At 71.7% G+C, this 12,283-nt stretch carries 12 protein-coding genes; 3 read left to right on the forward strand and 9 right to left on the reverse strand.

Going from position 1 to position 12,283, the window contains the following annotated elements:
• The first annotated feature begins 20 nt into the window (after positions 1-20).
• Positions 21-494, forward strand: coding sequence for a DNA starvation/stationary phase protection protein Dps (dps, locus tag STVA_RS19660; RefSeq protein WP_123695799.1), 474 nt, complete (start codon positions 21-23; stop codon positions 492-494).
• Between the two features lie 15 nt (positions 495-509).
• Here the strand turns inward: dps and purH are convergent, their stop codons facing one another.
• From purH to htpX, 9 genes are all read right to left on the reverse strand, one after another.
• Positions 510-2,096 (reverse strand): bifunctional phosphoribosylaminoimidazolecarboxamide formyltransferase/IMP cyclohydrolase, encoded by a 1,587-nt coding sequence (purH, locus tag STVA_RS19665; protein WP_123695797.1) that lies wholly within the window; start codon positions 2,094-2,096, stop codon positions 510-512.
• A 112-nt stretch (positions 2,097-2,208) separates the two neighbouring features.
• Positions 2,209-2,499: a ribbon-helix-helix domain-containing protein gene (locus tag STVA_RS19670; RefSeq protein WP_123695795.1), complete on the reverse strand. Its 291-nt coding sequence runs from the start codon at positions 2,497-2,499 to the stop codon at positions 2,209-2,211.
• A gap of 45 nt (positions 2,500-2,544) precedes the next feature.
• Positions 2,545-4,476 carry a polysaccharide biosynthesis protein gene (locus STVA_RS19675; protein WP_245978614.1) on the reverse strand — a complete coding sequence of 644 codons (1,932 nt, stop codon included), beginning with the start codon at positions 4,474-4,476 and terminating at the stop codon, positions 2,545-2,547.
• Between the two features lie 50 nt (positions 4,477-4,526).
• The gene (locus STVA_RS19680; protein ID WP_123695793.1) at positions 4,527-5,456 is read right to left on the reverse strand and encodes an NAD-dependent epimerase/dehydratase family protein; all 930 of its coding nucleotides are present in this window, start codon (positions 5,454-5,456) and stop codon (positions 4,527-4,529) included.
• Entirely contained in the window at positions 5,453-6,439 is a 987-nt protein-coding gene (locus tag STVA_RS19685) for an MraY family glycosyltransferase (RefSeq protein ID WP_245978612.1), read from the reverse strand. Before STVA_RS19685 ends, STVA_RS19680 begins: the two co-directional genes overlap by 4 nt.
• 25 nt (positions 6,440-6,464) lie before the next feature.
• Positions 6,465-8,135, reverse strand: coding sequence for a heparinase II/III family protein (locus tag STVA_RS19690; protein ID WP_123695791.1), 1,671 nt, complete (start codon positions 8,133-8,135; stop codon positions 6,465-6,467).
• Positions 8,136-8,137: 2 nt separating this feature from the next.
• Positions 8,138-8,803: a ribulose-phosphate 3-epimerase gene (rpe, locus tag STVA_RS19695; protein WP_123695789.1), complete on the reverse strand. Its 666-nt coding sequence runs from the start codon at positions 8,801-8,803 to the stop codon at positions 8,138-8,140.
• An 11-nt stretch (positions 8,804-8,814) separates the two neighbouring features.
• Entirely contained in the window at positions 8,815-10,131 is a 1,317-nt protein-coding gene (locus STVA_RS19700; RefSeq protein WP_123695787.1) for an RsmB/NOP family class I SAM-dependent RNA methyltransferase, read from the reverse strand.
• Between the two features lie 60 nt (positions 10,132-10,191).
• Entirely contained in the window at positions 10,192-11,103 is a 912-nt protein-coding gene (gene htpX / locus STVA_RS19705) for a zinc metalloprotease HtpX (RefSeq protein ID WP_123695785.1), read from the reverse strand.
• A 205-nt stretch (positions 11,104-11,308) separates the two neighbouring features.
• Between htpX and STVA_RS28595 the strand changes: the two genes are divergently transcribed.
• Positions 11,309-11,395, forward strand: coding sequence for a DUF1674 domain-containing protein (locus STVA_RS28595; RefSeq protein ID WP_420822836.1), 87 nt, complete (start codon positions 11,309-11,311; stop codon positions 11,393-11,395).
• Positions 11,396-11,524: 129 nt separating this feature from the next.
• Positions 11,525-12,283, forward strand: a complete 759-nt coding sequence (locus tag STVA_RS19715) for a glycosyltransferase family 2 protein (protein WP_123695781.1) — start codon at positions 11,525-11,527, stop codon at positions 12,281-12,283.

The raw sequence follows: 12,283 nt of genomic DNA on the forward strand, positions 1-12,283 counted from the left end.
TTATTCCAAGGAGAGCAATCGTGCGGAACACCCGGATCGACCTGGCGCCCGACGTGCGGGAGAAGATGATCGAACTCCTGAACGCGCGCCTGGCCGACGCGATCGACCTGAAGCTCCAGGCCAAGCAGGCCCACTGGAACGTCAAGGGCGCGAACTTCATCGCCATCCACGAACTGTTCGACGCCATCGCCACCCGGGTGGACGCCCAGGTCGACGACCTGGCGGAACGCGTGACCGCCCTGGGCGGCATCGCCGAGGGCACGTTGCAGGCCGTCGCAGGCCGCACGAAGCTGGCCACCTACCCGGTCGCCATCGGCGGCGGCCAGCATGTGGCCCGCCTGGCCGACGCGATTGCGGTCTATGGCAAGGGCGCCCGGGCGGCGATCGACACGGCGACCGATGCCGGCGATGCCGACACGGCCGACATCTTCACCGGCATCTCGCGCGCGGCGGACAAGGACCTGTGGTTCCTGGAGGCCCACCTCGAAGGGTAGGGGCCCTTCTCCCCCTCAGTGACGGAAGTGGCGGTGGCCCGTCAGGACCATCGCCAGTCCCGCTTCGTCAGCAGCCGCGATTACCTCGGCGTCGCGCATCGAGCCGCCCGGCTGGATGACCGCGGTCGCGCCGGCCGCCGCCGTCGCCAGCAGGCCGTCGGCGAAGGGGAAGAAGGCGTCGGAGGCCGCGACCGCGCCCTTGGCCGGGCTTTCCGTCAGGCCGGCGATGCGGCCGGCCTCCTCGGCCTTCCAGGCGGCCATGCGGGCGCTGTCGACACGGCTCATCTGGCCTGCACCGATGCCGACCGTGGCGCCGTCGCGGGCATAGACGATGGCGTTCGACTTCACATGCTTGGCGATGGTGAAGGCGAAGACGAGGTCGGCCATCTCCTGCGGCGTCGGCTGCCGCTTCGTCACCACCTGGAGGGCGGCGGGGTCGATGGCGCGCGCGTCGCGCGTCTGCAGCAGATAGCCTCCGGCGACCGAGCGCAGGTTCATCGCCGCCGCCGCCGGATCGGGCATGCCGCCTGTCAGCAGCAGCCGCAGGTTGGCCTTGCGCGCCAGGGCAGCCATGGCTTCTTCGGTGGCATCGGGTGCGATGATCACCTCCAGGAACAGCTTGCCGAAGGCATCGACCAGTGCCTTGTCCAGCGGCCGGTTGATGGCGACGATGCCGCCGAAGGCGCTGACGGGATCGCAGGCCAGTGCCCGGCCCCAGGCATCCAGGATCGTCGCCCCGGTGGCGACGCCGCAGGGGTTGGCATGCTTGACGATGACGACGGCGGGCTGGACGAACTCCGCCGCCAGTTCGAAGGCGGCGTCGGTGTCGTTGAAGTTGTTGAAGCTCAGTTCCTTGCCCTGCACCTGCCGGGCGGTCGCCACCCCGGCCCGCTGCTCGCCGGTCGTGTAGAAGGCCGCCTGCTGGTGCGGGTTCTCGCCATAGCGCAGCACCTGGCGGCGCTCGGCCGCGGCCACGAAGGTGGCCGGGAAGGTCTCGCCCGCCTGGGCCGCCATCCAGCCGGCGACGGCGGCGTCGTAGGCGGCGGTGTGGGCATAGGCCTCGGCCGCCAGGCGCCGCCGCAGGGGCAGCGTGGTGCCGCCGCCATGGGCGGACAGTTCCTCCAACAGCGCCGGATACTGCGCGGGCGCGGTCACCACGGCCACGAAGTCATGGTTCTTGGCGGCCGCCCGGATCATCGCCGGGCCGCCGATGTCGATGTTCTCGACGCACTCGTCCCACGCCGCCCCGCGCGCCACCGTCTCGCGGAAGGGGTAGAGGTTGACGATGACGAGGTCGATCGGCCGGATGGCGTGGCGCTCCATGGCCGCCAGGTGCTCGGCCTCGTCGCGCCTGGCCAGGATGCCGCCATGCACGGTCGGGTGCAGGGTCTTCACCCGGCCGTCCATGATCTCCGGGAAGCCGGTATGGGCGGATACCTCGGTCACCGCGATCCCGGCCGCGGCCAGCGCCTTGGCCGAGCCGCCGGTCGACAGGATCTCCACCCCGTGTGCAGCCAGGGCGCGGCCCAGTTCCACCAGGCCGGTCTTGTCGGAAACGGAAATGATCGCGCGCGCGATCGAAACGGGCGTGGCATCGGCCATGGCGGCAAACCGGCTATGAGGGGGAATTCGCCCGGAACCTAGCCAGCGCCCATCGGCACGGCAAGCCGGGCGTCGATTCGCCGCGGTGGCGCGGCCATCAGGCAACGCCGGTTCAGCCCGGTTTGCCCCTGTTCAAAATCGGATCGGTAATCTGGATCAGGTATGCTTCGAGATCCTTGATGTCATCGAAAGATATGCCTTCGCCGCGCTCGATTTCCTTCACTCCCACATCGATCGCCGCATGCAATGCGGCCCGCCGGATCTCTTGCTCCTCAATCAGGTTCAGAGCAGCAGCGATCACATCGCGCGGATTTTTGTAGCGGCCGTCGGCAATCAGTTCGTCGATCAGCCTGTCATGCTCATCGGAGATCGTGAAACTCCGCGTTATCGTTGCGACGTCCATCACTGCACCTCCAGGAACAGTCGAGCTCTATATCGCCGCCAATGCCTACTCCCCCGCGGCCGCCTGTTCGGGAACCTGCGGGCGATAGTCCGGGACCAGCCGTTGCAGCATCGCCAGGGTGGCGTCGGGGCGGCCGGCGCGGGCGGTCTCGACGATTTCGTCCAGGCCGCGGGCGAGGAAGGCGGCGTCGACGGTGCGCGGAGCGGCACGGCGGATCGCCGGGTGGGCGGTCGACATCAGTGCCTCGGAATCGTGGAACAGCTCCTCGGTCATCTTCTCGCCCGGGCGCAGGCCGACGAAGGCGATCTGGACGTCCGTGTCGGGGCGCCGGCCGGCCAGGCGGATCATCTGCCGGGCGAGGTCGAGGATGCGGACGGGCTCGCCCATGTCGAGGACGAAGATCTCGCCAGCCGGCTCGTCGCCCTCGACCCCCAGGACGGAGGCCTGCAGGACCAGCTCGACCGCCTCGCGCACGGTCATGAAATAGCGGGTCATCTCCGGATGGGTGACGGTCAGGGGGCCGCCGGCCGCCAATTGGCGCTGGAACAGCGGCACCACAGACCCGGTGGAGCCCAGCACGTTGCCGAAGCGCACGGTGACGAAGCGGGTGCCGCGCTCGCGCCGCCGCTCCACCAGGTCGAGGGACTGGCAGTAGCTTTCGGCCAACCGCTTGGTGGCGCCCATCACATTGACCGGGTTGACCGCCTTGTCGGTGGAGATCAGCACCATCGCCAGCACGCCGGTCGCCCGGCAGGCGTCGGCCACGTTGCGGGTGCCCGCCGCATTGGTCATCACCCCTTCCAGGGGGTTCAGCTCCACCATCGGCACATGCTTCAAGGCACCCGCGTGGAAGACCAGCTCCGGCGCGGCCGCCTGGAAGGCGGCGTCGACCCGCAGGCGGTCGCGCACGTCGGCCAGGATGGCGGTGCGCGGCAGGTCGGGGTGGCGCTCGGCCATCTCCATGTCGATGGTGTAGAGATTGAATTCGCTGGCATCGAGCAGCGCCAGGTGGGTCGGGCCGAAGGCCGCGATCTGGCGCACCAGTTCGCCGCCGATGGTGCCACCCGCGCCCGTGACCAGCACCCGCCGGCCGGCCACCAGCGCCCGCATGCGGTCGCGCTCCAGCACCGCCTGCGGCCGGCCCAGCAGGTCCTCGATCGCGACCGGGCGCACGGCCACGGGGTCGTCCACGCCGTCGCGCAGGTCGGTCAGGCGCGGCAGGCGGGCCAGCGTCAGCCCTTCGGCCGTGGCCTCCTCCACCAGCCGGCTGAGGCGCGCGGGGTCGATGTCCTCCTTGGTCACGATCAGGCGCTGCGGCCGCCGGCCGGCCAGCGTCAGCCCTTTCAGGACCGTGGCGAACTCGTCGATCGTGCCCAGCACGTCGACCTTGCGGATCTCCCGCCCGACGCGGCCCGACCGATCGGCCAGGATGCCGATGACCTGGAAGGGCGCGTCGCGCCGGCTGTCCATCTCGCGGATGAAGGTCTCGGCCGGGTCGCCCGCCCCCACCAGCACGACCGGGATGCGCCGCATCGCCTCGCCCGCCCCCTCGCGGCGCAGCACGGTGTCGAGCCGCCCGTCCTTCAGCACGCGGTAGAGCGCGCGCGGGCCGGCCAGCATCGCCGCCAGCACGAACCAGTTGATGACCAAGCTGGAGCGCGGCAGCATCTCCAGCCGGGTGGCGATGAACACCAGGACCGTGAAGACGACGATGGTGATGCTGACGGCGCGACCGATCGCCAGCATGTCGTCGAGCGAGGCATAGCGCCAGATGCCGCGATAGAGCCCGGTCATCCAGGACACGACGCCGCAGACGGCGGCCAGCGTGGCGGCGTGGCCCAGCAGGTAATCCGCCGGATACTGGGCGAACCCGTCGGCCCCCAGGCGCAGGTAGAGCGCGACGGGAAAGGACAGCGCCGCCATGCCGATATCGTGGGCATAGGCGATCAGCGCGCGATAATTGGGCCTGGTCATCATGTTCGCGGCCGATCCTAGCACGCCCAGTGAACGCTATTCACGGGGGAGCGCTATTCACGGGCGAGCGCGGCCATCAGGGCCGCCAGTTCGTCCGCGGGGGGAACGGCGGGGCGCCAGCCCAGCCCCGCCAGCCCGTCCGGCGCCACTTCCAGCGGCTGGGTCAGGCGGGCGACAGCGCCTCGGCCGAGCAGCAGCCCCGCCCCCCGCAACAGGGAAACCGGCACCGGCAGCAGCCGCATGGGACGGTGGGCCGCCCGTGCCAGGGCGGCCGCCAGCTCCGCCGTGGTCGGGTGCCAGTCGGCCACCAGCAGGCGACGCCCGACCGCGCCCGGATGGGTCAGGCCCAGTTCGATCGCCTGCGCCAGGTTGGAGACGCCCACCAGGCTGCGGCGGTTCGCCAGCCGCCCGAATGGCAGCGGCAGGCCGCTGCGCGCCAGCCGGGCCAGCGCCCGCAGGTTGGCCCGCACCCCCGGCCCATAGACCAGGGGCGGGCGCAGGATCAGCGGCTCCAGCCCCGGCATCGCCAGCAGCAGGTCCTCGGCCGCCAGCTTGGAGCGGCCATAGGCATCTTCCGGTGCCGGCCGGTCGTCGTCGCGGAAGGGCCGGCCGACCGTGGTCCGCTCGCCCATGACCTTGACGGAGCTGAGGAAGACGAAGCGGCGGACACCGGCGGCGACCGCCGCCTCCGCCAGCCCCCGGGTGGCCGCGACATTGACCGCGGCAAAGGCGGCGTCCGGGTCGGCCGCGCCCTCGCGCATGACATGGACCCGCGCCGCCAGGTGGGCCACCGCATCGACCCCCGCCAGCGCCGGCCGCCAGTCGACCGGGCCGGCAAGATCGCCGATCGGGCACGCGATAGTGCCGGCCGGCGCATCGTCTGCATTGCGGACGGCCGCCATCACCGAATGCCCCGCACCCATCAGGCGGGCCACCACGGCGCGGCCGACGAAGCCCGCGGCGCCGGTTACCAGCACCTTCATCGCCGCCGCCCCAGTTCGACCAGCAGGGCCGCCACGATCGCCGAAGCGACAGCAAGGGCCGGCCAGGGTGCCGCCAGCGACCACAGGGCGCAGGCGACCAGCAGCACGTCGCACGCGCCGACGCGCAGCGCGACCGCGGCATGGGACAGGCCGGCCTGGGTCGCCCGCTGATAGAAATGCTGGCGATGGGCCTGCCAGACCTTCTCCGCCCGCAGCGCCCGCCGCAGCAGCGTCAGGGTGGCGTCAGCCAGGTAGTAGAGCGGCAGGATGAGGGCGGCGGCCCACTGCCCGGACGCCGCCAGCGCCAGCAGCAGCCCGCCCGCCAGGTAGCCCAGCGGCACGCTGCCGACATCGCCCAGGAAGACGCGGGCCGGGTGCCAGTTCCACGCCAGGAACCCGGCCGCCCCCGCCGCCAGCACCAGCCCGTACCCCGCCGCATCGGCCGGCCCCGTCGCCAGCGCCACCAGGGCCAGGCCGCAGCCGAGCGCCATCGTCTCGACCCCGCTGATGCCGTCGATGCCATCCATGAAGTTGTAGAGATTGACGAACCAGACCCAGGCGACGGCGGCCAGCGCCATGTCGAGCCAGCCCGGCAGCCAGCCTTGCGCGATCGGCGCGGGGAGCAGGGACACCACCGGCACGACCGCCACCAGTTGGACCAGCAGCCGCAGGCGGACCGGCAGCCCGCCGCGATCGTCGCGCCACGACACCGCCATCAGCAGCAAGGCACCCGTCGCCATGGCCCACGCCATCGCCGGCCCATCCAGCAGGAAGGCCAGCAGGCACCAGCCGCCCAGCACCGGCGGCAGCAGGCCGAGGCCACCGCCGCGCGGCGTCGGCACCTGGTGGGAAGAGCGGTCGTTCGGCTGGTCGAGGATGGCGCGCTGCCCCAGCCAACGGGTGACGCGGCCCGTCGCCAACCAGGCAAGCAGGCCCACCAGTGCTGCCAGCGCGACCAGGTAGGGCGGGACGGCCGGGATCACCACGCCAGCGCTCTCGATGGGGGCGTCAGCCGCGACGATCCTCGCGCTGGAGGGCCCATTTCACCTTGGCGCCCTCCGGACCGGTTTCCCCGCTCAACAGGATCTGCCGCGTGCGCCGCGGATCGCCCCGGCCGCCCAGATAGACGCTGTCGGCCAGGCTGACCGCGGCGCCGGCGACACGGAGCCGCCAGGCAAGCCCGCTCGGGCTGCGCAGGAAGGCGGCCGATCCGCCCTGCGTGACGGAGACCTGGATCGACGGATGCAGGTGGAAGCGGATGGCGAAGGCGCGGCCGGCCTCCCCCTCCAGCCGATCCTCCCCGCGCAGGTCGTCGCCGGTGGCGGCCAGGTAGAGCACGCGGTGATGGACCACGCGGTGGGAATGGAGATAGCCGTCATGGCTGAGTTCCAGCAGGCTGGCCCCATCCGCCTCCCGCCGGTCGCAGGTGACATGGCGTGGCCGGCGGCCGATGCCGCGGCCGGCAATGATCTCCGCACTGTTGCGGTCGTCGATCGACAGCGTGGAATGGGCGGCCGTCGCGCGCTGGGCCAGGTCCCAATCGCCGGCACCCGTCGGGTGGGCGCCGCAATTGACGATCAGACGCTCCTTGCCGATCGACATCTCGAAGGACAGCGCACCCGCATGAGCGCCGCGGTCGTAGCCGCGCGGCGGCGGCAGGCCGGTATCGACCAGCACCAGCGTCTTCTCGGCCACCATGCGCTGGAAGCCGGTATGGGGCGCGCTCAGCGGCGGGCGCCCCTTGGCGTCGGCATGCAGCAGCAGCGTGTCGAGCCATTTCGGCTCGCCCTCGCGGCTGCCGTTGAAGAGGGCGAGGCCGCCGTCGCTGTGGCGGAAGAAGCGCAGGAGCGGCGCCGAGCGGTCGATGGCCTGGGTCAGGCTGTCGGGAATCGGGTGGCGGGCGCCAGCGAGCGCGCCGCGGATTTCCACCAGATGGGCCAGCACCCGGCCCTGGGCCGCGGGATTGCGCGACAGGTGGCCGCCATCGGCCGCGATCTGGCGCGGCAATTCGCGGTCGAGGATGCGCAGCGCCCGGCGAATCTGCCCCTCGGCCCCGACCATCGAGGTGCCGACCGCGACCATGCCCTTGGCGGCGGCAATGCAGCCCTCGCCGTCCAGCTCCCAGCTCGCCACCCGCGCCAGGTGGCGGCAGCCGGCGGCGATGCCGTCGAGCAGGCGGCGGTCGAAGGCCGGGTCGGAGCTGCCCGCGAACCAGTCGGCATGGGCCAGCAGCGCGAACAGGCGATCGCCCAGCACGTCGCTGCGCCAGGCGATCGGCTGCCACAAGGGCGGGATCGCCAGCCATTCGTCGACCAGTTGGCGTGCCTTGGCGGCGGCCGCCGGGGTGCCGATCGCGCGCAGGTCGCGCATCCAGCGGAACCCGTGCATGGCGGCCAGGGTGGAGTTGGGCAGGACGGCCATCCGCCACATGCCGTCCACCCGCACGCGGTCGCCCGCCACGCGCAGCTCGCCCTGCATGATGTGGCCGCCCTGGATGGGATCGCCCGCCCAGGGGTCGATCGGCAGGCGCGCCACCGAGCGCGGCTTGGAGCCGACCAGCGTCCAGCGATAGGTGGGGCTGTCGAACAGGGTGGACGCGACCGCGCGGGCCACCCGCCGCCCCCAGTGCGACGCGCCGCCGCCACCTGCCGCGCCGGGAGCCGCCCCCACGGCCGCCATGGCTAGGGCCGGCCCTTCAGCCGCGCGATGTTGCTGGCATAGGCATCCGGCCCGCCGGTGAAGGATGCCGTGCCCGCCACCAGCATGTCCGCCCCGGCGGCAACGCAGGCCTGGGCCGTCTCGACATTGACGCCGCCATCGACCTCCAGGTCGATCGGGCGTTCGCCGGCATCGATGCGGGCGCGCAAGGCGCGGATCTTGTCGAGCTGGCTGGCGATGAAGGCCTGGCCGCCGAAGCCCGGATTGACCGACATCACCAGGACCAAGTCGATATCGTCCCAGAGATGGTCCAGCGCGGCCACGGGCGTCGCGGGGTTGAGCGCGATGCCGGCCTTGCGGCCGAGCGACTTGATGAGCTGCACGGTGCGGTGGGTATGCGGCCCGGCATCGGGATGGACCGTCAGGATGTCGGCGCCGGCCTCGGCAAAGGCGGGCAGCAGGCCATCCACCGGGCTGCACATCAGGTGCACGTCGAACGGCAGCCGGGTCAGCGGCCGCAGCGCCCGGACCACCCCCGGACCGATGGTCAGGTTGGGGACGTAGTGGCCGTCCATCACGTCGATATGGATGAGGTCGGCGCCGGCGGCGTCCATCGCCCGCACCTCGTCGCCAAGACGCGCGAAATCCGCCGAGAGGATCGACGGTGCGATGCGCACCTTCTGCCGCATGTCGCTACCTATCAATTGACCGGGAGTCGCCGCAAGCGGGCGGCGAAGAATCCGTCCATGCCACCCGTCTCGCGCCAATAGGACGGCAGCGTACGCAACATGCCGTCGGCCGTCACCGCCTCGGGCAGGCCGGGCAGTTCGTCCGGCGCGATCGGGTCGATCGCGACCGGCGCGCCGCCGGCCAGCAGGGCTGCGATGCGGGCCGCCCCCTCCTCCGGCTGCAGCGAGCAGGTGACGAAGACGATGTGCCCGCCCGGCCGCACCATCTCGACCGATGCCGCCAGCAGCGCGTCCTGCACGGCCGTCAGGCGCTCCAGCTCGTCGCGATGGCGCAGGTGCAGGATGTCGGGGTGGCGGCGGATCGTGCCGGTGGCCGAGCAGGGTGCATCGACCAGGATCGCGTCGGCCAACGCGGCCGGGCGCCAAGCGGTGGCATCCGCCGTCACGATCTCGGCCGGCAGACCCAGCCGGCCGAGATTCTCGGCCAGCAGTCGGCAGCGCCGCGGCGACAGGTCGACCGCCGTGACATGGGCACCGGCCACCGCAAGCTGGGCGCTCTTGCCGCCAGGGGCAGCACACAGGTCGATGACCGACCGGCCGGCGATATCGCCCAGCAGGCGGACCGGCAGGGTGGCGGCCGCGTCCTGCACCCACCATTCCCCTTCGGCATAGCCAGGCAGGGCCGCAACCGCGCCGGCATCGACCACCCGGACGGAGCCGGTCGGGCCTACCAATCCGCCGATCTTCTGTGCCCAGCCTTCGGGATCGGACTTCACCGTCAGGTCGAGCGGCGGGTCGTCCAGATGCGCCAACGCGATCGCAGCCGCCGCCTCGGCACCGTAGGCACGCTCCCAGCTCGTCCACAGCCATTGCGGCGTGTTCTTGCGCGCCGCGGCCGTGCCCTCGCGCGGGGCATGGCCGCCGGCGGCGACGCGGCGCAGGACGGCGTTGACGAGACCCTTCAAGCGGTCGGTGCCATGCCCGCTCACCGTCTCGACGGTGGCCGAGACCGCCGCATGGGCCGGCGTGCCGAGATGGACGAGTTGGCCCACGCCCAGGCGCAGCGCCGTCCGCGCGCGCGGGTGTGCGCCTTCCAGCGGCACCGTCAGATAGCCCGCCAGCACCGCGTCGATCTCGCCGAGCCGGCGCAGCACGGTCGCCACCAGCATTCGGACGAAGGCGCGGTCGCGGCCCGTCACGCCGCTGGGATCGGCATCCGACAGGGCGTCGTCGAGCGGCCGCTGCTGTTCCAGCACGGCAAAGAGCACCGCCGCCGCGGCGCGACGCGCCGGCAGGCCGGCGGCCGGTTCACGGGAGACCTTCAACATGTCTGGAACGGGATCCTTCGGGGCGCCGCGGTGCCGGGGTTCCGGCACCGCGGGCCTGGCTCATCCCCAGGGACGGCGGCGGGGCGGGGCGGCCGCTGCCGGCCGGCGGCCGATGCCCATGCGCTGGGCCAGCTCCTCCAGCCGCGCGACGCGATTCTCGACCGCGGGGTGGGTCGAGAACAGGCTGTCGGCGCCCCGGCCATGCAGGGGATTGTAAATGAACATATGGGCGGTGGCCGGGTTGCGTTCGGCATCTTCATTGGGGATCGCATCGGCCGCACGGTGGATGTTCTCCAGGGCCGAGGCCAGCCACATCGGCTGGCCCGCGATCTCGGCCCCGATGCGATCGGCCTCGTACTCGCGGGAGCGCGAGATTGCCATCTGTACCAGGGCCGCCGCCATCGGCGCCAGGATCATCAGCAGGATGCCGCCAATCATGCCGACGCCGCCGCGATTCTCGCCGTTGCCGCCGGTGGCGCCGCTGAACATCGCCATGTTGGCCAGCATGCCGATGGCGCCCGCGATGGTCGCGGTGATGGTCATCGTCAGGGTGTCCCGGTTCTTCACATGGGCGATCTCGTGCGCCATGACACCGGCGATCTCCTCGGTCGACAGCCGGTCGAGCAGGCCGGTGGTCGCGGCCACCGCGGCATTCTGCGGGTTGCGCCCGGTCGCGAACGCGTTCGGCTGGTCGTTCTCCATGATGTAGACGCGCGGCATCGGGATCTCGGCGCGCTGGGCCAACTGCTCGACAATGTTGTAGAGCCCCGGCGCCGACTGGCGGTCGACCTCGGTCGCGCCATACATGCGCAGCACGACCTTGTCGGAGTTCCAGTAGGCGAAGACGTTCATCGCGGCTGCGATCAGGAACGCGATGACCATGCCCTGCGGGCCGCCGATCAGGAACCCGATGCCGGCGAACAGCGCCGTCAGGACGGCGACCAGGACACCCGTGCGCAGATAGTTGCTCATTCTTGCGTTATTCACCTCCGACGCTGGAAATGGCCCGATGGCCGGGCGGCTTCAAGTCCCTACGCCCGGTGTGCTCTTGCGCCCCCTTGGCATCCTGCCGCCGAGGCGTATCTTCGTCGCTATGACCGTCACCAAGGAATCCGGGCCGCAGCCCGAGTCCGCCCGGCCCGCGCCGCCGGCATCCCCCGCCACGCCGGCCACCGAAATGCCCAAGGAGATCGGCGGGCCCAAGGGGCCGGAACCGACGCGCCACGGCGATTGGCACTATAACGGCCGCTGCACCGACTTCTGAGCCGGCCCACGCCAGGCATGTGACGCGCCATATATGTAAAGAGACGGTGATTTGGCCGGCTCGCGTCGGCGTGCTACAGGAGCGCCGCCCCCCGCGGGCCCCAGCCCGCCTCCGGAAGCAGCCGCGCCCTTGCCCGAACTCGCCGTCGTCATCCCGGTCCGCAACGAGGCCGACAATATCGCGCCCCTGGTGGCCGAAATCCGTGCTGCCCTCGCCGGCCGCATTCCCTACGAGATCGTCTATGTCGACGATGGCAGCAGCGACGATACCGTCCAGCGCATCCGCGCGTTGCAGGCGACGGTGCCGGAACTGCGCGTCGTGCGCCACCGCGCCAGTTGCGGCCAGAGTGCGGCGGTGCGCACCGGGGTGCGCGCGGCCCGGGCGCCCTGGATCGCCACGCTCGACGGCGACGGCCAGAACGACCCGGCCGACATTCCCGGCCTGTGGGCGATGGCGACCGGCCCCGATGCGCCGCCCGGCCTGGGCCTGGTCGCCGGCCGGCGGACCAAGCGGCGCGACACGGCCGCCAAGCGCTGGGCATCCCGGATCGCCAACGGCATCCGCTCGCGGCTGCTGGGCGACGACACGCCGGATACCGGTTGCGGGCTGAAGCTCTTCCGCCGCGACGAGTTCCTCGACCTGCCGGGATTCGACCACATGCACCGCTTCCTGCCGGCCCTCTTCATCCGGCGCGGGCAGAAGGTGGTGTCGGTGCCGGTCAACCACCGGCCGCGCACCCAGGGGCGGTCCAACTACGGCAACCTCGACCGGCTGCTGGTGTCGTTCGGCGACCTGGTCGGCGTCATGTGGCTGATGCGCCGGGGCAAGCGGCCAGACATCCTTCCGGATGACATCCATCCGGGCGACATCCTTCCCGAGAGCGAGTGA

It is taken from the genome of Stella humosa, from assembly GCF_006738645.1.
In the GTDB taxonomy this organism is placed as follows: Bacteria; Pseudomonadota; Alphaproteobacteria; order ATCC43930; family Allostellaceae; genus Allostella; species Allostella humosa.

What these genes read in the sequence shown, in the direction of transcription:
- STVA_RS19670 (WP_123695795.1), bottom strand. Translation starts at nt 2,499, where the DNA reads ATGGACGTCGCAACGATAACGCGGAGTTTCACGATCTCCGATGAGCAT.
- STVA_RS28595 (WP_420822836.1), top strand. Translation starts at nt 11,309, where the DNA reads ATGCCCAAGGAGATCGGCGGGCCCAAGGGGCCGGAACCGACGCGCCAC.
- STVA_RS19680 (WP_123695793.1), bottom strand. Translation starts at nt 5,456, where the DNA reads ATGAAGGTGCTGGTAACCGGCGCCGCGGGCTTCGTCGGCCGCGCCGTG.
- rpe (WP_123695789.1), bottom strand. Translation starts at nt 8,803, where the DNA reads ATGCGGCAGAAGGTGCGCATCGCACCGTCGATCCTCTCGGCGGATTTC.
- purH (WP_123695797.1), bottom strand. Translation starts at nt 2,096, where the DNA reads ATGGCCGATGCCACGCCCGTTTCGATCGCGCGCGCGATCATTTCCGTT.
- STVA_RS19700 (WP_123695787.1), bottom strand. Translation starts at nt 10,131, where the DNA reads ATGTTGAAGGTCTCCCGTGAACCGGCCGCCGGCCTGCCGGCGCGTCGC.
- STVA_RS19675 (WP_245978614.1), bottom strand. Translation starts at nt 4,476, where the DNA reads ATGATGACCAGGCCCAATTATCGCGCGCTGATCGCCTATGCCCACGAT.
- htpX (WP_123695785.1), bottom strand. Translation starts at nt 11,103, where the DNA reads ATGAGCAACTATCTGCGCACGGGTGTCCTGGTCGCCGTCCTGACGGCG.
- STVA_RS19690 (WP_123695791.1), bottom strand. Translation starts at nt 8,135, where the DNA reads ATGGCGGCCGTGGGGGCGGCTCCCGGCGCGGCAGGTGGCGGCGGCGCG.